18 protein-coding genes are annotated in these 23,838 nt (G+C 67.1%); 13 read left to right on the plus strand and 5 right to left on the minus strand.

Going from position 1 to position 23,838, the window contains the following annotated elements; genetic code table 11:
• Positions 1 to 17: 17 nt before the first annotated feature.
• The 4 genes from BWQ93_RS19545 to BWQ93_RS19560 all read right to left on the minus strand — a co-directional run bounded on the left by BWQ93_RS19545 (position 18) and on the right by BWQ93_RS19560 (position 7,972).
• Positions 18 to 1,721, minus strand: a complete 1,704-nt coding sequence (locus BWQ93_RS19545; RefSeq protein WP_232314683.1) for a ShlB/FhaC/HecB family hemolysin secretion/activation protein — start codon at positions 1,719 to 1,721, stop codon at positions 18 to 20.
• Positions 1,722 to 2,024: 303 nt separating this feature from the next.
• Positions 2,025 to 2,789, minus strand: a complete 765-nt coding sequence (locus BWQ93_RS19550) for a hypothetical protein (RefSeq protein WP_077031938.1) — start codon at positions 2,787 to 2,789, stop codon at positions 2,025 to 2,027.
• The gene (locus BWQ93_RS19555) at positions 2,776 to 4,866 is read right to left on the minus strand and encodes an adenylate/guanylate cyclase domain-containing protein (RefSeq protein ID WP_156878307.1); all 2,091 of its coding nucleotides are present in this window, start codon (positions 4,864 to 4,866) and stop codon (positions 2,776 to 2,778) included. The genes BWQ93_RS19550 and BWQ93_RS19555 overlap by 14 nt, the downstream gene beginning before the upstream one ends.
• A gap of 4 nt (positions 4,867 to 4,870) precedes the next feature.
• On the minus strand, positions 4,871 to 7,972 hold the full coding sequence (locus BWQ93_RS19560; RefSeq protein ID WP_077031939.1) for a CHAT domain-containing protein: 3,102 nt from the start codon (positions 7,970 to 7,972) through the stop codon (positions 4,871 to 4,873).
• A gap of 212 nt (positions 7,973 to 8,184) precedes the next feature.
• Here BWQ93_RS19560 and BWQ93_RS19565 point away from each other — a divergent pair, with 212 nt between their 5' ends.
• The 13 genes from BWQ93_RS19565 to BWQ93_RS19625 all read left to right on the plus strand — a co-directional run bounded on the left by BWQ93_RS19565 (position 8,185) and on the right by BWQ93_RS19625 (position 23,036).
• Positions 8,185 to 8,508 carry a DUF1476 domain-containing protein gene (locus tag BWQ93_RS19565; RefSeq protein WP_077031940.1) on the plus strand — a complete coding sequence of 108 codons (324 nt, stop codon included), beginning with the start codon at positions 8,185 to 8,187 and terminating at the stop codon, positions 8,506 to 8,508.
• A gap of 10 nt (positions 8,509 to 8,518) precedes the next feature.
• Positions 8,519 to 8,752 (plus strand): BolA/IbaG family iron-sulfur metabolism protein, encoded by a 234-nt coding sequence (locus BWQ93_RS19570; protein ID WP_077031941.1) that lies wholly within the window; start codon positions 8,519 to 8,521, stop codon positions 8,750 to 8,752.
• Between the two features lie 50 nt (positions 8,753 to 8,802).
• Complete coding sequence (gene grxD / locus BWQ93_RS19575) at positions 8,803 to 9,144, plus strand: Grx4 family monothiol glutaredoxin (protein WP_077031942.1); 342 nt, start codon at positions 8,803 to 8,805, stop codon at positions 9,142 to 9,144.
• 840 nt (positions 9,145 to 9,984) lie between these two features.
• A complete protein-coding gene (locus BWQ93_RS19580) occupies positions 9,985 to 10,353 on the plus strand; it encodes a BlaI/MecI/CopY family transcriptional regulator (protein ID WP_077031943.1) in 369 nt (122 codons plus the stop codon).
• A complete protein-coding gene (locus BWQ93_RS19585) occupies positions 10,350 to 12,089 on the plus strand; it encodes a M56 family metallopeptidase (RefSeq protein ID WP_077031944.1) in 1,740 nt (579 codons plus the stop codon). Before BWQ93_RS19580 ends, BWQ93_RS19585 begins: the two co-directional genes overlap by 4 nt.
• Before the next feature lie 292 nt (positions 12,090 to 12,381).
• A complete protein-coding gene (locus BWQ93_RS19590; RefSeq protein ID WP_077031945.1) occupies positions 12,382 to 13,302 on the plus strand; it encodes an MBL fold metallo-hydrolase in 921 nt (306 codons plus the stop codon).
• Positions 13,299 to 13,913 carry a DUF4230 domain-containing protein gene (locus tag BWQ93_RS19595; RefSeq protein ID WP_077031946.1) on the plus strand — a complete coding sequence of 205 codons (615 nt, stop codon included), beginning with the start codon at positions 13,299 to 13,301 and terminating at the stop codon, positions 13,911 to 13,913. Before BWQ93_RS19590 ends, BWQ93_RS19595 begins: the two co-directional genes overlap by 4 nt.
• Before the next feature lie 77 nt (positions 13,914 to 13,990).
• Positions 13,991 to 14,980, plus strand: coding sequence for a quinolinate synthase NadA (gene nadA / locus BWQ93_RS19600; protein ID WP_077031947.1), 990 nt, complete (start codon positions 13,991 to 13,993; stop codon positions 14,978 to 14,980).
• A gap of 1,130 nt (positions 14,981 to 16,110) precedes the next feature.
• Positions 16,111 to 16,374 carry a GlsB/YeaQ/YmgE family stress response membrane protein gene (locus tag BWQ93_RS19605; protein WP_077031948.1) on the plus strand — a complete coding sequence of 88 codons (264 nt, stop codon included), beginning with the start codon at positions 16,111 to 16,113 and terminating at the stop codon, positions 16,372 to 16,374.
• 118 nt (positions 16,375 to 16,492) lie between these two features.
• Positions 16,493 to 16,762, plus strand: coding sequence for a GlsB/YeaQ/YmgE family stress response membrane protein (locus BWQ93_RS19610; RefSeq protein WP_077031949.1), 270 nt, complete (start codon positions 16,493 to 16,495; stop codon positions 16,760 to 16,762).
• A 308-nt stretch (positions 16,763 to 17,070) separates the two neighbouring features.
• Positions 17,071 to 18,249 carry an efflux RND transporter periplasmic adaptor subunit gene (locus tag BWQ93_RS19615; RefSeq protein ID WP_156878381.1) on the plus strand — a complete coding sequence of 393 codons (1,179 nt, stop codon included), beginning with the start codon at positions 17,071 to 17,073 and terminating at the stop codon, positions 18,247 to 18,249.
• A 40-nt stretch (positions 18,250 to 18,289) separates the two neighbouring features.
• Positions 18,290 to 21,706, plus strand: coding sequence for an efflux RND transporter permease subunit (locus BWQ93_RS19620; protein WP_077031950.1), 3,417 nt, complete (start codon positions 18,290 to 18,292; stop codon positions 21,704 to 21,706).
• A 64-nt stretch (positions 21,707 to 21,770) separates the two neighbouring features.
• Positions 21,771 to 23,036 (plus strand): DUF445 domain-containing protein, encoded by a 1,266-nt coding sequence (locus tag BWQ93_RS19625; RefSeq protein WP_077031951.1) that lies wholly within the window; start codon positions 21,771 to 21,773, stop codon positions 23,034 to 23,036.
• Here the strand turns inward: BWQ93_RS19625 and BWQ93_RS19630 are convergent.
• Positions 23,033 to 23,824, minus strand: coding sequence for an NAD(P)-dependent oxidoreductase (locus BWQ93_RS19630; protein WP_077031952.1), 792 nt, complete (start codon positions 23,822 to 23,824; stop codon positions 23,033 to 23,035). The genes BWQ93_RS19625 and BWQ93_RS19630 overlap by 4 nt on opposite strands.
• Between the last annotated feature and the right edge of the window lie 14 nt (positions 23,825 to 23,838).

Here is a 23,838-nt window from a genome sequence, read left to right on the forward strand (position 1 = left end):
TCGAGGAAAAGCTCATGTCAGCGCGCCTTCACGCCGAACTGGGTGGTGAAGGAGAGCAGGAAGCGGGGATCGGGTTTCTGCGCCAGGAATCCGGCACGGTTCAGCGGCACCGCGACGGTCATGTCGAGCCGTCCGACGTCGCCATAAGCGAGGCGGATGCCGCCGCCCGCCGAATAGAGTTTCTGCGGATTGAGCCCAGCAAAGGCCAGGTCCTTGTTCCACACCCACGCGGCGTCGAAGAAGACGAAAGGCTGGAGCGCGCCGCTTTGCGTGTTGGCCGGCGTCAGCGAGCCGTAGCGCGCCTCGACCGACACCGCGATGCCGCTGTCGCCGATCACCGTCCCCGGGTCGAAACCGCGCCCGACGGTAAAATTGCCGCCCGAGAACTCTTCATAAGCAAGCAGGGGATCGCTCGCCCATTGCGCGCGCGGCGCGACCGACAGGGTGAATTGCTTGACCGGCCGCCATTCGGCGAGCGCGTTGGCGCGCAGCAGGAAGGCGTCGGGCTTGCCTTCGACGCGCGTCAGCGGGATCGCGCCGGGCAGAAAACAGGCGGCGCCGGTCGGCCCGCAATCGTCGCTGGCGCCGAGGAACTTCACGCCTTGCCGCGCCTCGAGCGAGCCGCCGAGATACCAGCGCGGCTCGGCGGGGCTGTAGCCGCTGCGCCCCGCGATCGACGCGGGGTCGATGAAGCTGGCGTCGGCGCGCAGGTTGAAGACGCGCAGGCGGTCGCGGTTGATCGGGACCCCGCCAACGGCGATGTCCTGGTCGATCAGGTCGAGCCCGCCGCCGATCGTCAATCGCCGCGCCTGCGTCAGCATCAGCGGATAGGCGGCATAGACGCTGGCGATCTGCGTCTCGGACTTGATCGCGAGCCCCGCGACGCTCGGCCGCGTCCAGGCATAGGTGTAGCTCGCGCCGAATTTCAGCCCCTCGTCGCCGACGCGGAACTCGTGCGCGACCTGCGCGACATTCTGTTCGTCGAAATCGGGGGTCGAATAGAAGCTGACCGTGGTCATGTCGCCCATGCCGGTGATGCCGAACAGGCGCGCCCGCGCGATGCCGCCCCAGCGGCCGACGTCCTTCGATCCGAAATTTTGCGCGTTGAAGTCGATGATCGCTGCGGTGCGGTCGACCGTCACCTCGCCGACGACCTCGCCCGGCGCGCCGCCGGGCCGCAGGGTCAGCCGGGCCGACAGGCCCGGGATGTCGCGCGCGAGCAGCAGGTAGCGTTCGGCATCGACGATGTTGAACACCGGCTGGTCGTCGAGGTGAGACAGATAGCGTTGCAGCAGTTTCTCGTTGGCGCCGGCGTCGCCGCGCACTTCGATGCGGCTCATCCGCGCGGCGAGGATGTCGAGCCGGACCACGCCGTCGTCGCCGATCGTCTGCGGCGGCACCCGCACCGCGGCGAGATAGCCCTGCGCGCGCAGCATCGTCGCGGCGCGGTCGCGGATGTCGCAGACCACCGCGATCGGCAGTTCCTGCCCGACGCGGTCGGACCACGCGCCGCGCAGCATCGTGGGGTCGATCCCCTCGACGGTCGAGAATTGCACGTCGCGCAGCGTGATGCGGACGTTCGCGAATTCGGGATTGGCGAGCGGGCAGGGCGCGCGCTCGATCGCATCGTCGGCGGCGAGGATCTGTTCGTTGGGCGCGGGCGTCGGCGGCGGGGCGGGGCGCTGGATTTCCTCGCGCGTCGGGATTTGCGGGGTCGCCACCTGGGCGCCGGCCGCGACGGGGAGCGCCGTGAGGACTAGCCCCGATCCGGCGAAGAGCGACCGTATCGCGCGCCCGCGACTCGCCCCATGCGCCCGCTGCATTTGCCCCTTGCCGTTCATCGCCACCCCTTGCGTTCGAACACGCCCGGCATCTCCGCCGTGCGCCCAATTCATAGTGCCCAGCCCGGTGACGGACTGCGCGAATTTTCGACCCAAGGAAAGGACATGCCGCTCGAACGGCAGCTTTTCATCCCATTGTTATCAGATGGATCGGGCGGGTTCAATGGCTCCCGCCCGGTCCGGTCAACCGTCTACCGCTTCTGCCTCTGACATTGCGTCGACCAGCCGGTCGAGCTGCGGCGTGCAGCCCTTGGTCATCAAAATCTCGGTCGCCGCGTCGGCGGTTTCGGGCATCGCGGCGATCGTTGCGAAGCGCACCGTCACCGGCGCGGTCAGCCCCGCGCCCGACAGCTGATAATCGACGCCATATTCGATCGGCAGCGTTTCGGTCGGCCATTTGCGGAACTGCGCGCCGGCGACCAACGCGACGGTTTCGCTCTGCCCGCCCTTGGCGATGGTCAGCGCGGCGTCGCCCGACATGTCGGGGCGCCACAGCATCAGCGTCGCCGGGTCGGCGACGCAGAAGGTGCCGCCGCTGCGATAGTCGAGCAGCCACAGGTTCGGCGCGCGAAATTCGCTGGGTGCGGCCGTTTCGGCCTCGCGCGCGAACCCGCCGCGCGCTCTGGTCGACGGTCCCTTGGCCAGCATGCGCGTCACGGTGGTGCCCATCGACTGGCTCGCCTGCACGGTGGCACCGACGGTGAAACTGCCCTTGCCGCTGAGCGTGCGGGTCTTGCCGCCCTGCATCAGGACGACCTTGTCGCCGTCGACCAACGCCACGCGGTCGCTGGCCTTGAGCTTGGTCCCCGCGGGATATTTCGACGCCGACGGTCCGGTCGATCGCACGACGATCGATTGCGCCGCGGCGGCCCCGGTGACGGCGAGCGCGGCCAGAAGGGCGGCCCCGGTCAACCCCAGCCGGCTGAGGCGGATGTCAGGACAGGACATAGCTTTCTCCACTTTCGGTCTCGTTCAGGCGTTCTATCAAGAACAGGATGGATGTATCGTGACTGAATTCGGCGCCCAATGCTGTGGCGCAGGTCACATAAAGATTTTTGTCGCCCAATGCATGCGCCTTCACCATGTCGGCGATGCGCGCGCGCTGCTCGGGGCTGAGGTCGGGGCGCGGCGTGAAGGTGTCGACCGGCTGCGCGCGCCCGCGCAGGGTCACCCGCCCCATCGGCACCAGATCGTCGCGCCCGGCGCGCGCCGCCGCCTCGGCCGAGATGAGCACCCCCGTTTTGAGACTCTTGTTCGCCGCTTCGAGCCGCGAGGCGGTGTTCATGCTGTCGCCGAGCGCGGTATACTGGATGCGGCCCTCGCCGCCGAAATTGCCGACGATCGCGTCGCCGACGTGCAGCCCGACGCGCGTCATGCCGAGCGGGGGGACGTCCTCGGCGGCCAGGTCGATGCGGAATTTCTCGCCCGCCTCGTACATCGCCAGCGCCGCCGCCGCGGCCTGCGGCCCGTCGTCTGGGCGGCTGAGCGGCGCGCCCCAAAAGGCGACGACCGCGTCGCCGACGAACTTGTCGATCGTCCCGCCATGACCCAGCACCACGTCGGACAGGCGGTCGAGATATTCGTTGAGCAGCCGCGCGACCGTTTCCGGCGTCGTCGCATGGCTGAGCTTGGTGAACCCCTCGAGGTCGGTGAAGACGCAGAAGATGTTGCGGCGCTCGCCGTGCAGCGACAGCTGGTCGGGATCGCGCATGATCTGCGCCGCGACGTCGGCGGGCAGATATTTGCCGAGCGCCGATTGCGCAAAGGCGCGCTGGCGCGAGCCGATCGTGCGCGCTGCGGTGCCGACCGCGGCATAGCCGAAGATCCAGCCGAGCGCCTGGCCGAAGGCGGGCAGGTCGGTGGTGTCGACCCCGATCCGCTGCAGCCAGAAGGGATAGGCGAGGAAGAAGACCAGCTGGCCGACGAAGATGACCACGACCCAGCGCGCCTTGAGATCGATCAGGCTGGTGAGCCCGCCCGCGATCACGACGAGGAGCGCCAGCGACCACAGCGCCCAGTCGGGCACCGGTTTCGACCAGGCGCCGTCGAGCTGCTGCGCCAGCATATGCGCGTGCACCTCCAGCCCCGGCATCGTCTCGCGCTCGCCCGACTGCAGGTCGGGCAGCCGGGTCAGCGGAGTGATGAACTGGTCGGTATCGATCACGTCGGCACCGATCAGCACATAGCGCCCGCGCACCGAATCGGCGAAGGCGGCGAAGGTCTCGTCGTCCATCGGCATGCCGAAGATGTCGATCGGCAGGTTGTTGAAAACCTCGACTTCCTGGTTCTTGTCGGCGCGCAGCGGCACCAGATAGCGGATATTGCCCTGATAATCGGCGTGCGCCTTGTCGACCGGCGCCATTGCGTTCGACATCAAAGGCGGCAAATGCTTCGGCCGGCTCGGCCATTTGCGCGCGACATTGTCCTCGTCAACCTCGAAGCGCACGCTCGTCGGGCGCGTCTTGGCGGTGCGCACTTCGGCCTGATAGGCCTCGAGATATTTCTGCTGTTCGAAATAGATGGTGTTCTGGTTCGTCGCCTGGTCGGCATAGGCGAGCCAGGTCGGGGTCTTCATCGCTTTGAGCTGCGTCTTTAGGACATCGTCATCGGGGCGCGGCGAGTCGAAGACGATATCGATGCCGATCGACTTCGCGCCCATGCGGTCGATATTGGCGAGCGCATTGGCGAGCAATGTCCGGTCGAGCGGTGAGCGGATGCCGGTGTTGAACAGCGTCTGATCATTATAGGTGATCATGACAATGCGTGGATCCTGATCGACGTGCGGCGCCATCATCGACGCGCGGCTGTCGTAGAGCGCGCGCTCGGCGTCGCCGGCGAGCGGCAGGTCCCAGCTCGACCGCGCGACGAAGACCGCGACGGTCAGGAACAGCAGGGTCGCGACCATGCGCCACGGACCGAGCTGCGTCGCGAGCCGCCGCAATTGCTTGCGCAGCGGCACGGCGGCGCGCTTCTCGCTCGCGGCCTCGGCGGCCGGCGCTGTCTCGGTCGTCGCGTTTTCGGTCATCGGATCAGCGGGCGGCGCGGCCGGCGGCCTCCCCGGTCTGCGGCGCTTCGGCGGTCGCCGTCGCCCCGTGCAGCAGCGGTTGGCCGCCGTCGCCGATGATCGCGAAGCCCGCCCAATAATAGGGGTGCGAGGTCTGCTTTTCGTTCATCAGCGTCGTTTGCGTCGACCATAAGGCATCGGCGACGCTCTCGCCCTGCCGCGCACCGAACAGGCCGCCGATCAGCCGCTTCGTCGCGTCGAAATCGTCGGGCGCGGGCCAGTGGCTGGCGATCACCGAGCGGCCGCCTGCGCCGATGAAGGCGCGGACCAGCCCATCGAGCGCGTTGCCGCCGCCGCTGGCGACGCCGGCTTCGCGCGTCGCGCGGACCGAGGCGGCGCCCGCGGTGTCGCACGCCGACAGGATGACCAGGTCGGCGTTGATCTTGAGGTCGTAGATTTCCTGGAAGGTCAGGAGGCCGTCGGACTCGCTGCCGCCGAAGGAGGTGACGAGCGCCGGGCGCGCGGGGCACGAGGGCCGCGGCGCGGTAACCAAGCCGTGGGTGGCGAAATGGATGATGCGATAGTCGTTCAAGTCGCCGCGCGTCTTGACCGCGGTATCGGTGAAGCCGCTGCCGGTGAGCAACGTACCCGCGGTGCCGCCCATCGCGCTGCGCGCGGTGACGAGCTCGTCGGCGGAGATCGGGCGGTTCCACTGCGCGAGGTCCCATTGGCAGCTGTCGTCGACGCCTCCAGCCGCGCCGCGCGAGCCGAGGCTCGCGGTGGTGGCGCCCACCGGCTGATTCTGGCCGAGCCCGAAATATTGGTTCGCGGCGGTCGAGGGCGGTGCCTGCCGCGCGTTGCGGAAGGCGAGCGCCGACACCGCGGTGCTCGGCCGCGTCGTCCGCCCCAGCCACGCCATCTGCCGCATGTCGAAAGCGTCGCCATTGGGATCGAGCAGGCGCTGCTCATATTCGGCAAGCCCAGTGTCGGCGGTGATGAGCAGGTTGATCGGCAGCCGCAGCATCGCGCCGTCGGGCTCGAAAATGAGGTTGGCGATCGTCGGAAGCCGGTCGGCGGCAGGACCGAACAGCCGCGTATAGAGGCTGCGCGCGGTCGCGGCGTCGAAGGGATAGGTGACGCGGCGGCCGTTCTCGACGATCGAGATTGTCGAGCGGATGCTGTCGACCGCGGCGTCGAGCGCGGTGGTGCCGATGTCGGCGCGCCAGAGCTGCGCGCCCTTGTTGTCGATCAGCATCGCATAGACCGCATCGCCGACGACGAGCATCTTGAGATAGCCCTCGTCGGCATGCAGCACCTGTTGCAGCTCGGCGAGGTCGAGCTTGCCCGGCGCGACGACGCGATATTGCGGGAACGCCGACAGCGAGGCGACGGTCTCGGCCTGCTGGAAGCCGAGGTTGTCGAGCCGGACCTTGAGGTCGGCGCGCAGCGCGTTGATTTCGGGCGAGACCGGCAGCTGCGCCAGCCGCGCGTCCTCGATCCGCGCGCGTTCGATGTCGCGGTTCAGCGTCGTCGCCTGGCGGAACAGCCGCGCGCCCTCGTCGCTGCCGCTCGACAGCTCGCGCGCCAGCACCGCCTGCGTATCGGCAACGCCGGGGCGCACCTGCAGCTGGCTGGCGACGAAAAAGTCGGCGACCGCCGAGGGATCGGTCGCGGCGCGGTCGGCGAGCAGGCGGTAATAGGGCGCCATCATGTTCGCCATGCCGCTGGTCGAACGCTGCGAACTCGCGAGCGCGGCGACGACATTCTTGTAGATGTCCATCGCCTCTGCGTTGCGGTCGTGGCGCGTCAGGAAGGCGGCATAGCGTGCGCGCGCCGAGGCGAGCGCGTTGGTCTCGGGATATTCGACCGCGAGCGCGTTGATCGATTCGAGGAAGCGCGTATCGGCCGCCGCGGCGTCGCCCGCGGCTTCCTCGGCGAGCGCGAGTTCGCCCAGCATCTGCGAGCGCAGCCGCACGATCGAGGTGACGCGCCCTTCGCGCACCGCCATCGCATCGGCGAGGCCCTTCAATTGCGCCGCCTTCGCCGCCGCGGGCTCGCCGCGCAGCCGCTCGACCGTGCCGAGCAGGTGCACCGCCTGCGCGTCGATGATCTGCGCGCGTTCGAGCGGGGTCAGCCGCTCGTTGTCCGAACTCTGGCGGATCGCGCGCGAGGTGCTGCCGCTGTTCACCCCGGCGACGATCTCGGGGGTCAGCGTCACCGCCTTGCCCTCGACCGTCACCGCGCTGGTCAGCGGAGGGATCGGGGTGTTGAGCAAATCGGCGGCGCCGGCATAATCGCGCTGGTTGAGTGCGTGGATCGCGCGGAAATTGCGGCGGAGGCGGAGCTGCACCGGGTCGGTCGTCGGCACCGCCTCGACCTCGCCGAACAGCCTTTCGGCCTCGGCGAATTCGCCCAGGTTCGATTTCTGCAGCGCGCGGTTGAGCGTGAATTCGGTCGGATCGATGTCGGCCGCGGCCTGCTCCTCGAGCGCGCGGCGCGACAGCGCCTCGAAAAATTCGGCGGCCTCGGCATAGTCGCCGCTGTGGTTGCGGCGGTAACCCTCGGCGAGTGCGCGGTCGACGTCGATCGTCCCCGCCAGCGTGCGTGCGAAGCCGTCGTTGCCGCCGATCGAGGTCGTGGCGACGTTGATCTTGCCCGCCACCACCTTGCGCTGGCGGATCGATTCGAGCGCGAGATTGAGCGCGTCATTATAGGCGGCAAAGCCCTCGACCGCGTAGCTGGTGTTGCCCGCGGCCTCGATCCGGGTGTTCCACTGGACATTGCTGTCCTTGACGGTGCAGCTGGTCGGCGCGGTGCAGGTGATCGTGCCGCTGCGCGCGCGATCGACGCGCGCCTGTGCCTCGGCGGGGGTGGCGCGCAGCATGCGGACATAGCCGACCGGCTGGCTCGCGTCGCGGCACAGGATCATCCACGCGCGGTCGAACATGCCGTCGATCACCGAATCGCGCACCGTCGCCTGGACCTCGCACAGCGAGCCGCCCTTGTCGCCGATCGCGAAGCTGTCGCGCAGCGTCGGGTCCTGCACCTCCTGCGCGGGCGCGACTCCGGGCACGGCCAAGGCGACGGCCCCCAGAATCGTGAGCGCGAACGGACGTCGAGCAGTCATCGTCGTAATCCCCCAAACCAAGCCTACAGGCGCCCTGACCGCGCAGTGGCGACAAGGCGCAGTCTTCGTTGCTGCGGTACGACCCGATAACCCTTGCCGCGGACCCTAACCCCTTCGCATGCAAAAGGGAAGTGATCTGCCGCACAGGCGGCTTGCGCCCCTTGCCCGCGCCACCTATCTGCAACGGGCAGCTTCCAGCCGAAGAGGACGAGATGAGCGTATTCGACGACCGCGAAAAGGGATTTGAAGCGCAGTTCGCGCGCGACCAGGAGGTCCAGTTCCGCATCACGGCGCGGCGCAACCGGCTCGTCGGCGAATGGGCGGCCGCGCGCATGGGGCTGACCCCCGAGGAAACCGACGCCTATGCGAAGGCCGTCGTCCAAGCCGATTTCGAGGAAGCCGGCGACGAGGATGTGATCCGCAAGCTCGCGGGCGACCTGACCGCCGCCGGGGTCGAGATCAGCGACGCCGAAATCCGCGAGGCGCTGGGCGACAAGGCGGTCGAGGCGCGCCGCCAGTTCATGGACAAGCTGTAGGGATCGTCCGATGGCCATGCGCGAGGACGACCTGAAGTCGATGATCGAGGCAGCATTCCCCGACGCCGTCGTGACGATCCGCGACCTTGCCGGCGACAACGACCATTATGCGGCGCATGTCGTCAGCGCCGCTTTTCGGGGCATGAGCCGCGTCGCGCAGCATAAGGCGGTCTACGCGGCGCTCGGCGGGCGCATGGGCGGCGAACTTCATGCCTTGCAATTGACCACCGCCGTTCCTTCATAGGGACGAGACGCTTTTCGCGCGCCGAACCGGCGCCGCACCGGAGACTGCCCATGACCGACACCGCACCCCAGACCACCGGCGACCGCATCGCCAAGCTGGTCGCCGATCACCCCGTCCTGCTCTTCATGAAGGGCACGCCGCTCTTTCCGCAGTGCGGCTTTTCCTCGCGCGCGATCGCGATGCTCGACCGCCTCGGCGTCGAATATGACACCGTCGACGTGCTGCAGGACATGGAAATCCGCCAGGGGATCAAGGAATATTCCGACTGGCCGACGATACCCCAGCTCTATGTGAAGGGCGAGTTCATCGGCGGCTCCGACATCATGATGGAGATGTGGGAAGCGGGCGAACTGCATACTCTGGTCGCGGACGTACCGGCGCGGGCGGAATAGCGCCCGACATTAGGGAATGATAAAGCCCGCCGGTGTTGCGACGCCGGCGGGTATTTTTATGGCGGTGGGGTGGTGAGCGGACGCTTCTAGCAATCCTCCCTGTCGCTGAGCGATGGGGAGGTGGCAGCGCGAAGCGCTGACGGAGGGGCCGAGGCCTTGAGCGTCGCTTCCAGTCCGCCGCCCCTCCACCACCGCTTTGCGGCGGTCCCCCTCCCCATCGCTTCGCGACAGAGAGGATTAAGATGACAGCTAACGCCCGAAAATCGACATAGCCGATCAATCGCGCAAAAACGCTTCCGGGGGGCGGGGCCTTTCGGCCGCTCCGCCCCCCGTCTGCTTCGGGGGCAAGTGGGGATTTCCCTAGTGGGGGCAGGGGGCATCAGGGACCAGACCGATGCCCCCCACCGCTCCTTTGAGCGGAACACTCGGGAACATCTTATACCATACAAACCGCGTGCCAATTCGGGCGCTTCGCGGTTTTCAGCGGGGAACGCTGGTTAGCGATTCCTTACCGCGATGCGGGGGTGTCAAAAATCCCGACACGAAACCCCTCCCCCTCGATGGGGGAGGCAGCGAGACTTGGCAGCTTGCTGTCTAGTCGCAGCGGTGGGGGTGCGGTTTTGGCCGGGAGCGATGGCGCAAGGACGCACCATCTCCCCCATCCAACTTCGCCTAGCGCCAAAGGCGCAAGGCTTCGTATCCTTCCCCCATCGAGGGGGAAGGGATCAGCGCGCCGGCTGCCACACGATTTTCACCGGTCGTCTCCGTTCAGCAAGCGTTCAGCCGATTGACTACATCTGTAGTCGTATTGCAGATGAGGCTGAAGGGAGGGGTTCCGCGATGGCCGAGCGCGCTAGCGAATCCGAGATGCAGGTGCTGTCGGCGCTGTGGGACGAATCCCCGCAGACCGCGGCCGACCTCGCCGAAACCGTCGGCACCGCGAACGGCTGGACGCTCGCGACGGTGAAGACCCTGCTCGCGCGCCTCGTCCAGAAGGGCGCGGTGACCGCCGAGGCGGAGGGGCGACGCTATCTCTATCGCCCCGCGGTTGAGCGCGCCGATGCCGTCGGCGACGAATCGCAGCGCTTCGTCGACCGCCTGTTCGGCGGCCGCGTCAGCCCGCTGATCGCGCATCTCGCCGAACGCGAAGCGCTCTCCGACACCGACATTGCCGAGATCGAGGCCCTGCTGCGGAGGCTGAAGTCATGAACGCCGACCTGTTCTTCCAGGCGTGGGGCGACACGCTCGTCACCACCGCCTTGCTCGTGCTGATGATCCTCGTCATCCGCAAGCCCTTCGCGCGCCATTTCGGGCCGGGGCTCACCTATGCGCTGTGGGCGGTGCCCGCGCTGCGGCTGATGCTGCCGCCCTTGCCCTTCGCCGACCCGGTGGCCGCGCCCGTCGCTGCGGCGATGCCGGCCAGCGCCGCGCCGATGGGCGAGCTGATCCTGATCGATGCGGTGGACACCGTCGGTGCGGCGCCCGCCGCGCCTGCGCTGCCGCTGTGGTCCTCCGCCGACCTGCTGCCCCCGCTCTTCGCCATCTGGGCGGCGGGCATGGTCGGGGTGCTCGCGGCGGCGATGCTGTCGCACCGCCGCTTCCGGCGCGAAGTGCTGACCGGCGCGGTCGAACTCGAGCCGATCGGCAGCATCCGGCTGGTGATGACCGACGCGGTCGACGGCCCCGTCGCCTTCGGCCTCTGGCGCCGCTTCGTCGCGGTGCCGCAGGATTTCTTCGCGCGCTACCTCGCCGAGGAACGCGCGCTCGCGATCGATCACGAGCTCGCGCACCACCGTCACGGCGACCTCTGGGCCAATGCCGCGGCGCTGCTTTTGCTGTCGGTGCAATGGTTCAACCCGCTCGCGTGGCGCGCGATCCGCGCCTTTCGTTTCGACCAGGAGGCCGCGTGCGACGCCCGCGTCCTCACCATGGTGGGTTCGGGGACCGACAACGCGCCGCGCAACATACGCACCGCGCGCTATGCGACCGCGATCGCCAAGGCGGCGGTCGGATCGCGGCTGTCGCTCGCCGCGCCGATGGCGGTCCACGACAATCTACAGGAGAGACTGACGATGCTGATGCAGGAAGATATTTCCAAGAAGCGCGGGCTGGTGGGCCGGTTGCTGGTCGGCGGCGCGACGCTGGCGGTGCTCGCGACGACCGCGACGCTGGTTCCCGCGGGGATCGCGAGCGCCACCGCGCAGAGCGACGTGCCCGCGCCGTCGGCTCCCCCGGCGCCGCCCGAGGCCCCCGACGCGCCGGCGGCACCCGAAGCGCCCGAGGTGATCACCGACGCGCACCGCGTGATGATCTTCACCAGCGATGACGACGGCGAGGGTGAAGCGCAGGCCGACGATGGCAAGAAGAAGCGCGAAGTGCACCGCATCGTGATCCGCAATGGCGAGATCAAGGACGGCGAGGGCAATGTCATGACCTTCGCGCCCGGCGACGCCAAGGTGAAGCGCTTCGAAATGCGCATGCCGGGCGCGCTGTCGCGCGACGACATCCTCGCGACGCTGAAGGAACAGGGCATCACCGGCGCACAGGCCGACGCGATCGCCGACAAGCTGGAAGCGAAGCGCAAGAAGCAGTTCGCCTTTGCCCCGATGCCGCCGATGGCGCCGCTGCCCCCCATGCCGCCCATGCCGCCGATGAACTGGCAGTCGGTCGACGGCAAATCCTTCGGCTTCGCGCAGTGCGGCAAGGGCCAGGCGCCGATGCCGCTGGTCAACCGCGACGACAAGGACGGCAAGAAGCACAGCCGCGTGATGATGGTCCGTTGCGGCACCCCGGGCGACAAGGCGGCGCAGCTGTCGGCGCTCAAGAAAGCGCGCGAGCAGTTCGCCGAGGGCCGGGCGTCGACGAGCATGAGCGATGAGATCCGCGCCAAGGTCACCGCCGACCTCGACAAGGCGATCGCCGAACTCGAGAAGAATTCGGACTGAGACCTGACGGCTTTGACGCGGGCACCTTCTCCCCGGTGGGGGCTCGCGGCAGGGGCGGGGAAAGGGAGCGGGCAACCGCTCCCTTTTTTCGTGGGCGGCACCAGTGATTTCCCAGGCTGCCCTCAATTTCCGTTCGTGTCGAGCGTAGGCCAGGCACGCGAAGGCACGCGCTCGCCATGGGTGTCTCGACTTCGCTCGACACGAGCGGGATTTATAACTCTAGCTGACGGTAACGCCCCAAAAACCACCGCCACCCCTTTCGCTCCACCCCCCGCAATGCCACATAGGCGGCATGAGCGACGACAAGCCCTGGCCCGACAGCATCCGCGCCGGCGAGTGCGAGCAGCACGAGCCGCTGGTGCGGCGCGTGCTCGCGCCCAATCCCTCGCCCTATACCTTCACCGGCACCCAGACCTGGCTGGTCGGTGCCGGCCGCGACGTCGCGGTGATCGACCCCGGCCCGACGGGCAGCGGGATGAGCGTCGGCGATCCGCCCGACGCCAATGGCCAGGGCCATGTCGACGCGATCCTGCGCGCGGTGGAGGGCCAGCGCGTCGCCGCGATCCTCTGCACGCACACCCACCGCGACCACAGCCCCGCCGCGATGCCGCTGCGCGAAGCGACCGGGGCGCCGATCATCGGCTGTGCGCCGCTCGCGCTCCGCGACGACGGCCCGCGCGCCGATTCGGCCTTCGATCCCGACTATGCCCCCGACCGCGTGCTGGCGGACGGCGAGCGGATTTCGGGTGACGGCTGGACGATCGAGGCGGTCGCAACCCCCGGCCACACCTCGAACCACCTCTGCTTCGCGCTCGTCGAGACCGGCGCGCTGTTCACCGGCGACCATGTCATGGCCTGGTCGACCAGCGTCGTCAGCCCGCCCGACGGCGACATGGCGGCCTATATGGCCAGCCTGTCGAAGCTCTACGACCGCGGCGACCGCGTCTATTATCCCGCGCACGGGCCCGCGGTGACCAAGCCGCGCCAGCTCGTCCGCGGCATGCTCGGCCATCGCAAGCAGCGCGAACGGCAGATATTGCGGGAACTCGAAAAGGGCACAAGCGTCATCCCCGACATGGTCACGCATATGTACAGGGGGCTCGACCCCCGCCTCACCGGGGCCGCCGGGCGCTCGGTGCTCGCGCATCTGCTGGACCTCGAACAGCGCGGCCGTGTTGCGCGCGACGCCGACGAATGGCGGATCGTGGCATGAGCCGTTCGCTGTTTCGCGTCCTCATCCTTGCGGTGCTCGGCGTCGCTATGTTCCTCGGCTGGCGGGCCTGGCAGGATTGGCAGCGCGGCTACGATCCCGAGACCGTCGTCGCGGCGAGCCTGCAGGGCTTGCAGGAGCAGAATGTCCTGGTGCCCTTCACCGCGCGCTATGTTGCGGTGGTCACCTCGACGCAGAGCCGGCTGGGGCTGGAGGCGAAGAAGACGCTGATCATGCCGGGGACGGTGCGCTACGAACTCGATCTCGCCAAGCTGAAGCAGTCCGATCTCGATTGGGATGCGGCGACGGGCGCGCTGACGGTGACGCTGCCGCCGCTGCGGCTCGCGGGTCCCGAAATCGACCTGAATGCGATCAGCGAATTTCGCGACGGCACGATCCTGCTGACCTTGACCGACGCCGAAAAGACGCTCGACGCGGCGAACCGCAAGGCGGCGCAGGCCGAGCTGATCAAGCAGGCGAAGGGCGCGACGCCGATGCGGCTGGCCCAAGGTGCGGCGCGGAACGCGGTTCAGCAGAGCTTCGCGATGCCGCTGAAGGCCGCGGGGATCGACGCGAAGGTGACCGCGCGTTTCGCCAGCGACCCTGCGTCGTGATTGCCCCGCCGCGAGGCGACGTGTAGAGGGCGCCCAGTCCCCAATGGCGGGGGGCAAAAGCCACATAAGGAAAAGCCATGACTGCTCCCGTCCGCGAAAATCTTACCGGCCTCGACCTGCGCGCCGAAATCGACCGCCTCCGCAAGGAGCGCAACGCCGTCATCCTCGCGCATTATTACCAGAAGCCCGAGATCCAGGATCTCGCCGATTTTGTCGGCGACAGCCTCGAACTGTCGCGCAAGGCCGCCGACACCGACGCCGACGTCATCGCCTTCTGCGGGGTCAAGTTCATGGCTGAGACCGCGAAGATCCTGAGCCCCGAGAAGATCGTCATCCTGCCCGATATGGATGCCGGCTGCAGCCTCGAGGACAGCTGTCCGCCCGAGCAGTTCGCGCGCTTCCGCGCCAAGCACCCCGATCATATCGCGCTGACCTACATCAACTGCTCTGCGGCGGTGAAGGCGCTCAGCGACATCATCGTCACCTCGTCGAGCGCCGAGACGATCATCAGTCAGATCCCCGAGGACCAGCCGATCATCTTCGGTCCCGACCGCCACCTCGGCGGCTATCTCAACCGCAAGTTCGGGCGCGAGATGCTGCTGTGGCCGGGGGTGTGCATCGTGCACGAGGCGTTCAGCGAGACCGAGCTCCTGAAGTTGAAAGCGCAGCACCCCGGCGCACCGGTCGCGGCGCACCCCGAATGCCCGCCGCACATCGTCGACCACGCCGATTATGTCGGCTCGACCAGCGGCATATTGCAGTTCGCCAAGACCTTCCCCGGCGACACGCTGATCGTCGCGACCGAGCCGCACATCATCCACCAGATGGAGCTGGCGCTGCCCGAGAAGAATTTCATCGGCGCGCCGGGCGCCGACGGCAACTGCAACTGCAACATCTGCCCCTATATGGCGCTCAACACGATGGAGAAGCTCTACATCGCGCTCCGCGACCTCCAGCCGTGGATCGAGATGGACGAAGAGCTTCGCCTTGCCGCGCGCAAGAGCCTCGACCGGATGCTCGAAATGGCGTCGGGGACGGTGGGCAAGGGCGACCTCGGCCGCCCCTGAGTCGAGTCGCATCCGAGTCGATCTTTCGAAACACTGAGTCGCATCGTAAATTCACCCGCACTCGACGTCGCGGCGAGTCCGAAAATGCTGCAGCCGTGTTACAAAAATGCTGCAACGAATCCGCTAATTGCTAATACCGGACTTATCCACAGTCGGCGGCGCAATCGGGGGCATTTCGCTGCAATTTTTGTTGGCGGGCCCGGCGAGTCATGTCAGCTTCCAATCATCGGACGACGGAGACGACGGACCGCCGGGACAGGAAGGCAGGTTGCAAGACCAGCCGGAGAAGAACGGACCGGATCGACGAGGAAGTGGACCGATACCTGATCACGGAACGCCGCGATTCCCACGAGTTGAGGCGGACCCGAGCAGGATAGGAAATGCAGTCCATCGCTTGGACGGCGACTGCTTCGGCAGACGCAAGAAGAGATGATGAAGGGCTTTCCAGGTGCGGCCGGCCCCCGAAAGGGGGCCGACCAAACCATCGCCGGATAGCTCCGGACCGCGCCGCAAGCATCGTTTTGCGGGCTGCCGATCGCAAGAGAGGTGGACCGGGATGAGGCGAGCGGGCAGCGACCGGAAGGATACCGGATAGTGGGGGTTGGCAGCGATGCCGGCCCCCATTTCGTTTGGGCGCGATGCGGCGAGAGGTCGGGCGAAGTCGTCGGCAGCGCGAGAATGTCCGGTTTCGGACGAAAAAGCGACATCTATAGCATCGTCATCCTGAACTTGTTTCAGGATCCATGGTCCGCCGTTCCCTTTGGCGCTGCGCCGACGAGAGTGCGGGCCATGGATGCTGAAACGAGTTCAGCATGACGAGATTGAGAGGGCAGCTCCCCACCCCAAAGCCGACCCCCCAAAAAAACATCCCACCCCAAAAATTCTTCGGCCTGTGATGCCTGTCACACCGCGGTCGCATGCGGCTGTTTATGCCCTGCTTGCGACCCGGAGAAGTTCCCCGATCGGAACTGATCCCACTTTCCCGGCCGCGCCCCGAGGGGCCGGCCGGGAACCTTTTGCTCCCGGGTCGATTGTGCAGACATTCGGTAAAACGAGCTTCGGACGCGATGAGGCGTCGCGGAAATCTTTCGGTGTGCGGCCCCGCTCGCCGGAACAAGAGGGAGTCTGTCATGGGTATCATCGTTACGCTGATCGTCGGCGGGATCATCGGCTGGCTGGCGAGCATCGTCATGCGCACCGATGCGCAACAGGGGATCATCCTGAACGTCGTCGTCGGCATCGTCGGCGCATTTCTGGGCAATATTCTGGGCGGATTGTTCGGAATGGGCGCCAGCCTCAGCACCTTCAGCCCGATCGGCCTGCTGTGGGCCTTTATCGGCGCCGTCGTGTTGCTTGGCCTGATCAATCTGGTCCGCCGCGGCCGCGTCCGCTGACGCTATGGCGGTGGTGCCCGGCGCCGCCGCCATATCGCTAGGCGGTTCGGGATATTTGGTTTAACATTCGGGTCGCCTTATCGAAAAGGGCGCAGAAAATGATCGTAGGGGGTCCTATATGACTTGGATTATCGCAATCATCATGGGCGGCATCATCGGCTGGCTCGCCAGCATCGTGATGCGCACCGACGCCCAGCAGGGCATTTTCCTGAACATCGTCGTCGGCTGTATCGGGTCGATCCTCGGCCGCTTCCTGTTCGGCAGCTTTCTGGGCGGCGGGCATTTGCGCGGCGATGCCTTCGATCCGATGACCCTGCTCACCGCTTTCCTCGGCGCGGTACTTCTGCTTGGCATCGTCAACCTGATCAGGCGCGGTCGCGTGCGCTGATCGCGCAGCCATAGCGGCCTTTCGGGGCCGGTCCAAAAAGGGCGGTCGGCGCATGCCGGCCGCCTTTTTTCATGCCTTAATGCGCTGGAATATTGCGGCAAACGGGCCTAAGAAGCGCCGCGCCGGTGAAGCGGCGCGGTCGCGTTTCTCCCCCCTTGTCAGGGGTGATTTAATTGGGTAATACACCGTTGAACAGGCCGAGGGTCCGGGGCGCTTGGGCGCTGCGCGGAACCGAGGGCGTGCGGCATGGGATGGCCGGCGGCGGGACAGAGGAAATAGACGTGAACTACGAGCGGAAAGTGGACGCGATGGACAGTCTGGCGGGGTATCATGACGAGAGCGACAACCGGCGTCGCCGAACCCGGCTGATCATCGCGGTAGTGCTGATCGTCGTGGCGCTGGCCGCGGCCTGGTTCGCCTTTTCGTCGGGCAAGGGCGATGGTGCAGCGACCGCCGGCGGCGCCCCGGGGGCTGCGGGCAAGGGCGGCGACAGCGTCCCGAACATCACCGTCGTCATCCCCGGCCGCCAGTCCGTGCAGGCGACGATTTCGGCCAATGGCACGATCGCCGCGCGGCGCGAGATGCCGATCGGCATCGCCGGCGAGGGCGGTCAGGTCGTGCGCGTGCTGGTCGAACCCGGCCAGTGGGTCGGCGCCGGCCAGACGCTCGCGGTGATCGACCGCGCGGTCCAGACGCAGCAGGCGTCGGCGCTCGCCGCGTCGATCCGCGTCGCGCAGGCGGACGCCAGCCTGGCGCAGGCCGAGCTCGAACGCGCCGAGGCGCTGGTGTCGCGCGGCTTCATTTCCAAGGCCGACATGGACCGCAAGCGCGCCACGCGCGACGCCGCGAACGCGCGCGTCCGCGTCGCGCAGGCGCAATATGCCGAGGCGCAGGCGCGCAACACCCGGCTCAACATCGTAGCGCCCGCCGCGGGACTGGTGCTGACGCGCCAGGTCGAACCGGGCCAGGTCGTCGGCGCGGGCAGCGGCGTGCTGTTCCGCATGGCGCGCGGCGGCGAGATGGAGATGATGGCGCAGATGGCCGAAGCCGACCTGCAACGCGTCCCTGTCGGAACGCGCGCAACGGTTACACCCGTGGGCACCGACCTCAACATCGCGGGTCAGGTGTGGCAGGTCGCGCCGGTGATCAACGCCGACACGCGCCAGGGCATGGTCCGCATCGCGATCCCCTACAGCAGCGCGTTGCGCCCCGGCGGCTTCGCCGACGCGCGGCTGATCGCAGGGTCGACCGAAGCGCCGCTGCTGCCCGAGAGCGCAGTGCAGAGCGGTCCCGAGGGCAATTTCGTGCTGGTCGTCGGCAAGGACAACAAGATCGAGCGCAAGCCGGTGAAGGTCGGCGCGGTCAGCGATGACGGCGTGTCGATCGCATCGGGGCTGACGGGCAACGAGCGCGTCGTGGTGCTCGCCGGCGCGTTCCTGAATGTCGGCGACACCGTGAAGCCCGTGCTGCAGAAATCGTCGCAATAAGAGCCACCCGGCAGGCACCCCGCACAAAGGCGTTTGAGTCATGAGTTTCCGCAACATTTCCGCCTGGTGCATCCGCAATCCGGTGCCGCCGATCGTGATGTTCATCCTGCTGTTGCTGGCGGGTCTCGTCAGCTTCAATCGGATGGACGTCAACGACAATCCCGACGTCGAATTCCCCGCGGTGCAGGTCGTCGTCGTGCAGCCCGGCGCCGCGCCGACCGAGCTGGAGACGCAGGTCACCCAGCGCGTCGAGGCCGCGATACGCGGCGTCAGCGGGGTCGACGAAATGTCCTCCTATGTCAGCGAGGGCAACAGCCGCACCTTCGTGCAATTCGCGATCGGCACGCCGATCGACCGCGCCTATAACGACGTCAACCAGGCGGTGCAGCAGATCCGCAGCGACTTGCCCGACGGCATCCTCGAACCGCAGGTCGTGCGCGTCGACATCGCCGGCGGCCCGATCACCTTTTTCGCGGTCCAGGCGACCGACATGACGCTGGAGCAGCTGTCGTGGTTCGTCGACAACACGGTGGCGAAGGAACTGCTCTCGATCCCCGGCATGAGCCAGGTGCGCCGCTCGGGCGGCGTCGACCGCGAGATCCGCGTCATCCTCGATCCCGCGCGCATGCAAAGCTATGGCATCACCGCCAGCCAGATCAACCAGCAGCTGCGCCAGATCAACGTCAACGCCGCGGGCGGGCGCACCGAGATCGCGGGCAGCGAACAGGCGGTGCGCGTGCTCGGTAACGCGGGCAGCGCCTATCAACTGGGCGATTACCAACTGTCGCTGGGCAGCGGCAGGACAATCCGGCTGAGCGACGTGGCGAAGGTCACCGACGGCTATGCCGAACAGCGCAACCTGGCGAAGATCGAGGGCAAGCAGGTGCTCAGCTTCTCGATCGAAAAGGCAAAGGGCGCCTCCGACGTCACCGTCCACGACGAGGCGATGAAGAAGCTGGCCGAGATCAAGAAGAACAACCCCAAGGTGGACTTCAAGATCCTCTTCACGCGCACCGAATATACCAAGGAGCAATATCGCAGCTCGATGGCCGCGATGATCGAGGGCGCGGTGCTCGCGGTCGTCGTCGTCTTCCTGTTCCTGCGCGACTGGCGCGCGACCTTGATCTCGGCGCTCGCGATCCCGCTATCGGCGATCCCGACCTTCTGGTTCATGGAGCTGATGGGCTTCTCGCTCAACGGACTGTCGCTGCTGGCGCTCAGCCTCGTGGCCGGCGTGCTCGTCGACGATGCGATCGTCGAGATCGAGAATATCGTCAGACATATGCGAATGGGCAAGACCGCCTATCAGGCGTCGATCGACGCCGCCGACGAGATCGGGCTCGCGGTCGTCGCGACGACGATGTCGATCGTCGCGGTGTTCCTACCCGTCGCGCTGATGCCCGGCGTGTCGGGGCAATTCTTCATCCAGTTCGGCATGACCGTCGTCTTCGCAGTGCTCGTCAGCCTGGCCGTCGCGCGCATGATCACGCCGATGATCGCGGCCTATTTCCTGTCGGCGCAGGGCGAGCAGGACCATGCCTCGGGGCCGTGGGTCGACCGCTACGAAAATATCCTGCGCTGGACGCTCGACGACAGCAAGCACAAGGCGAAACGCGCGGGTTACGCCCCCGTACCCACGCGGCTGGGCTTCCTGTGGGCGCCGCTCGCCGCGGCAGCGGTCGTGCTGGTTGCCATGGTGGCGCAATATTACCAGCCGGTGCCGGTCGGACAGGATGGGCCCAATCCGGCGATTCACTTCCTGCTCGCGACGCCGTTCAGCATGATTGCCGTGTTCCTGCTCGTCAGCCTGCTGTGCATCCTGTTCGGCGCGATCGCTTATGCGATGGGGGCGCGCGGGTTCGATTTCACGAACTGGGCGAAATTCATGGCCCAGCGCTTCTGGGCGCGTCTGCACGACCATCGCGTGTGGATCGTCGGCATCGGTGTGGCCGCCTTCCTGTCGAGCATCGTCCTCTTCTACTTCCTGCCGAAGCAGTTCCAGCCGACGACCAACAGCGATTACAGCCAGATCAGCTACGAATTGCCGCCGGGATCGACGCTCGCGCAGAGCGAGGTGATCGCCAACCAGATCAATACGATTCTCGCGGCGAACACCGTCGTCGACAACGCCTTCTTCGACGTCAATGTCGGCGGTGGCAGCGTCTATATCACGCTCAAGAAGGAGCGCCCCACGACCAGTGTCGAATGGGAACGCGGCTTGCAGCCCAAGATGGCGGCGATCCCCGACGCGCGCGTCTCGTTCCAGAGCCAGTCGGGCGGCTTCTCGGGCCGTGACATCACCTTCATCATCGGCGGCGACGATCCCGTTGCGCTCGAGAACCACGCGCGCCGGATCGTCCGCGAGATGAGCGCGCTCAAGGAATTGCGCGCGGTACGGATCGAGGGCGACATTCCGCGGCCCGAGATCATCGTCAATCCGCGCATGGACCTCGCCGCCGAACTCGGCGTGACGACCGCGGCGCTCAGCCAGACGATCCGCATCGCGACGCTGGGAGACATCGACCAGAATGCGGCGAAATTCTCGCTGTCCGACCGCCAGATCCCGATCCGCGTGCTATTGTCCGAAGACTCGCGCCGCAGCCTCGCGACGATCGAGAACCTGCCGGTTCCGACCGCCCGCGGCGGTACCGTGCCGTTGAAATCGGTGGCCGAGATCGGCTTCGGTGCCGGTCCGACCGAGCTCCGCCGCTACAACCAGACGCGGCGTATCGTGATCGGCGCCGATCTGGCACCAGGGCTGGTGACCGGCAACGCGCAGACCAAAATCGACAAATTGCCGTCGATCGCGAACATGCCGCAGGGCATTCGCAAGGTGATCCAGGGCGACGCCAAGTGGCAGGCGGAGATGATGCAGAACTTCCTCGTCGCCGTGGTCGCGGGGCTGCTCCTCGTCTTCGCGACGCTGGTGCTGCTCTATCGCCGCTTCCTGTCGCCGCTGGTCAACATGTCGTCGCTGCTGCTCGCGCCGCTCGGCGGGCTGCTCGGGCTCGCAGTCACCGGCATGGAAATCTCGATGCCGGTGTTCATTGGCCTCTTGATGCTGCTCGGCATTGTCGCGAAAAACTCGATCCTGCTCGTCGACTTCGCGATCGAAGAGATGGACCATGGCGTTGCAAAGAACGCGGCGTTGATGGACGCGGGGCGCAAGCGTGCGCAGCCGATCGTCATGACCACGGTCGCGATGGTCGCCGGCATGGTGCCCACTGCCATCTCGCTGTCGGGCGACGGCGCGTGGCGCGCGCCGATGGGCGTGGTCGTGATCGGCGGGCTGATCCTGTCGACGCTGCTGACCTTGTTGATCGTGCCCGCGGGCTTCAGCCTGGCCGACAGCATCGAAAAGCGCCTCGGCCGCTTCTTCTCGCGAAACTTGCTGACCTATCGCAAGGGCGACGACGGCAAGCCGCATTTGGAGGCCGAACCGCAGCCGGCGCAATGATGCAGGCGGCGGTTCGGGCGCGGCGACGGTTGCAACCTTCGCCGCGCTTCGCCATTTGACCCGGATGACCGACCGCGCGCTCTCTCAGCCGATTGGTGTCGCCATCCCGGCGAAGCCGTCCAGCATCCGCGTCGTCGCGACGGGCATGCTCGTCGCGATGGCGGCGATCTTCGTCGCGGCGAAATATTATCAGGACGTCCATCCGGCGGTCGGCTTCATCCGTGCCTTTGCGGAGGCGGCGATGGTTGGCGGGCTCGCCGACTGGTTCGCGGTCACCGCCTTGTTCCGCCATCCGATGGGGCTGCCGATCCCGCACACCGCCATCGTCCCGCGCAACAAAAACCGCATCGGCGACACGCTGGCGCGCTTCCTGCTGACCAATTTCCTGCTGCCGCGGCTGATCGCGCGCAAGATGCAGCAGGTCGACATCGCGGGCGCGGTCGGCAAATTCCTGTCGCAGCCTGCGGAGGGCGGAGGACGGCTCAAGCTCGGTGCTTCGCGCGTCATCGCCGACGCGCTCGGTGCGCTCGATCAGCAACGCCTCGGCGGCATGGTCAAATCGGCGATCGCCGATCGCCTGCGCGAACTCGACGTCGCGCCGCTGCTCGGACAGGCGCTGCAGGCGGCGCTCGCCGAGGGGCGGCATCAGCCGCTGCTCGATGCGATGGTAAAATGGGGGTCAAAGACGCTCGACCTCAACGCAAATCTGATCCACCAGATGGTGCACGAGAATTCGAACGCGATCGTGCGGTTAACCGGGCTCGACGAGAGCATCGCGAACCGAATCGTCGCGGGGCTGGGCAAATTGCTCAGCGAAATGGCCGAAGAGCCCGACCATCCGCTGCGTATCCGCGTCGAAGAAGGCCTCGCCAAGATGGCGCTCGACCTGCAGCACGATCCCGAGGTGCAGGCGAAGGTTGCCAAGGTCCGCGACGAACTGCTCGAGAACAAGGCGGTCAAGCGCTGGCTCGACGGGCTTTGGGAACAGGGTCGCGGCGCGCTGCTCAAGGCCGCGCGCAACCCCGACACGATGCTCGCGGGGCGGATCGGCGAACTGGTCACGCAGTTCGGCACGATGCTGGGCGAGGATCCGCATATCAAGCGCACGCTCAACCGCTATGCGCGGCGCGCGGTGGTCGGCGCGGTCGACAGCTATGGCGAGACCGCGCTCAAGCTGGTGTCCGATACCATTCGCGGCTGGGACGCGAAGACGATCACCGACCGGCTGGAGAGTGCGGTGGGAGACGATCTGCAATATATCCGGATCAATGGGACGCTGGTCGGCGGGCTGGTGGGGGTGCTGATCCACACGGTGGACGTGCTTCTCTAAAGGCAGGCCGCCAGCCCCTCGCGAAAGTTCGGATAGCGCGGCTTCCAGCCGAGCAGGCGTTTCGCCCGGCCATTCGCGACGCGGCGGTTCTCGGCATAGAAGGCGCGTGCAGCTGGCGACAGCCCGGCTTCATCGAGTGTCTGGAGCGGCGGCAAGGGCGCGCCGAGCATTGCGCAGCCCCATTCGACCAGCCGGTTCTGGTGACACGGCTCGTCGTCGGCGAGATTATACACCCCCGCTGGTCCGCGGAACGACGCGAGAATACCGCCTGCGATATCGTCGACATGCACGCGGCTGAAGACCTGATCGGGCAGGGCGATGCGATGCGCGCGGCCTTCGTTTATGCGGTCGAGGATCGAGCGGCCTGGGCCGTAAATGCCCGGCAGGCGAAAGACGCGCATATCGCCGCGCAGCGCCTGCCATGCCGCATCGGCGGCGTTGCGGTCGGCGCGGCGGCCTTTGACGGGCGCCGTCTCGTCGATCCACGCGCCGCAGGCATCGCCGTAAACCCCGGTCGAGGAAAGATAGCCGACCCATGCGGCGGGAGCGAGCGCGATGGCGTCGCCATAGGCGGCGAGCACGGGGTCGGCGCCGGCGACCGGCGGCACCGACGAGAGTATATGCGTCGCCGAGCGCAGCGCCGCATGCACCGCCGCGCTATCGCCGAACGCGATCGACCCGCCGCGCCCGTCCCGTGTCGTGCCGGTCACGTCCCAGCCACGCGTGGTCAGTCGCTCCGCCAGATAGCCCGCGGCATAGCCCAGCCCGAAAATCAGCATATGTCCCATGCCGCGCCTTATTG

It is taken from the genome of Sphingopyxis sp. QXT-31 (genome assembly GCF_001984035.1).
GTDB lineage: Bacteria > Pseudomonadota > Alphaproteobacteria > Sphingomonadales > Sphingomonadaceae > Sphingopyxis.

What these genes read in the sequence shown, in the direction of transcription:
- BWQ93_RS19550 (WP_077031938.1), bottom strand. Translation starts at nt 2,789, where the DNA reads ATGTCCTGTCCTGACATCCGCCTCAGCCGGCTGGGGTTGACCGGGGCC.
- BWQ93_RS19555 (WP_156878307.1), bottom strand. Translation starts at nt 4,866, where the DNA reads ATGACCGAAAACGCGACGACCGAGACAGCGCCGGCCGCCGAGGCCGCG.
- BWQ93_RS19560 (WP_077031939.1), bottom strand. Translation starts at nt 7,972, where the DNA reads ATGACTGCTCGACGTCCGTTCGCGCTCACGATTCTGGGGGCCGTCGCC.
- BWQ93_RS19565 (WP_077031940.1), top strand. Translation starts at nt 8,185, where the DNA reads ATGAGCGTATTCGACGACCGCGAAAAGGGATTTGAAGCGCAGTTCGCG.
- BWQ93_RS19570 (WP_077031941.1), top strand. Translation starts at nt 8,519, where the DNA reads ATGGCCATGCGCGAGGACGACCTGAAGTCGATGATCGAGGCAGCATTC.
- grxD (WP_077031942.1), top strand. Translation starts at nt 8,803, where the DNA reads ATGACCGACACCGCACCCCAGACCACCGGCGACCGCATCGCCAAGCTG.
- BWQ93_RS19580 (WP_077031943.1), top strand. Translation starts at nt 9,985, where the DNA reads ATGGCCGAGCGCGCTAGCGAATCCGAGATGCAGGTGCTGTCGGCGCTG.
- BWQ93_RS19585 (WP_077031944.1), top strand. Translation starts at nt 10,350, where the DNA reads ATGAACGCCGACCTGTTCTTCCAGGCGTGGGGCGACACGCTCGTCACC.
- BWQ93_RS19590 (WP_077031945.1), top strand. Translation starts at nt 12,382, where the DNA reads ATGAGCGACGACAAGCCCTGGCCCGACAGCATCCGCGCCGGCGAGTGC.
- BWQ93_RS19595 (WP_077031946.1), top strand. Translation starts at nt 13,299, where the DNA reads ATGAGCCGTTCGCTGTTTCGCGTCCTCATCCTTGCGGTGCTCGGCGTC.
- nadA (WP_077031947.1), top strand. Translation starts at nt 13,991, where the DNA reads ATGACTGCTCCCGTCCGCGAAAATCTTACCGGCCTCGACCTGCGCGCC.
- BWQ93_RS19605 (WP_077031948.1), top strand. Translation starts at nt 16,111, where the DNA reads ATGGGTATCATCGTTACGCTGATCGTCGGCGGGATCATCGGCTGGCTG.
- BWQ93_RS19610 (WP_077031949.1), top strand. Translation starts at nt 16,493, where the DNA reads ATGACTTGGATTATCGCAATCATCATGGGCGGCATCATCGGCTGGCTC.
- BWQ93_RS19615 (WP_156878381.1), top strand. Translation starts at nt 17,071, where the DNA reads ATGGACAGTCTGGCGGGGTATCATGACGAGAGCGACAACCGGCGTCGC.
- BWQ93_RS19620 (WP_077031950.1), top strand. Translation starts at nt 18,290, where the DNA reads ATGAGTTTCCGCAACATTTCCGCCTGGTGCATCCGCAATCCGGTGCCG.
- BWQ93_RS19625 (WP_077031951.1), top strand. Translation starts at nt 21,771, where the DNA reads ATGACCGACCGCGCGCTCTCTCAGCCGATTGGTGTCGCCATCCCGGCG.
- BWQ93_RS19630 (WP_077031952.1), bottom strand. Translation starts at nt 23,824, where the DNA reads ATGGGACATATGCTGATTTTCGGGCTGGGCTATGCCGCGGGCTATCTG.